The organism is Curtobacterium sp. MCBA15_016, assembly GCF_001865105.1.
Classification (GTDB): domain Bacteria; phylum Actinomycetota; class Actinomycetes; order Actinomycetales; family Microbacteriaceae; genus Curtobacterium.
The window spans coordinates 1-229 of sequence record NZ_MJGR01000074.1; the positions used below are offsets into that span (position 1 = coordinate 1).

The 229-nt window shown below is 71.2% G+C and carries 1 pseudogene; it reads right to left on the minus strand.

Features of this window, described 5'->3' with window-relative positions:
* Positions 1 to 229 (minus strand): annotated as a pseudogene (locus BIV03_RS18130) (sugar phosphate isomerase/epimerase); the annotation flags it as partial.

The window sequence follows — 229 nt, forward strand, 5'->3', positions numbered from 1 at the left end:
GTCGTCGCGGACGTCCTCGGGCTGCCGCCCCTCGAAGTAGAACGAGAAGATCCGGATGTTCGTGGTGCCGAGGGCGTGCGCGGCGGCGATCGCGCGGCCGAGTCGACCGACCTCGTGCTCGACGGGCTCGTCGACCGACACCTTGCCGATCGGCGAGGCGATGGCGGACACGGTCTGCCCGCGTTCCTCGAACAGGCGGTGCAGGCCGGCGAGCTGGTCCTCGTCGAGG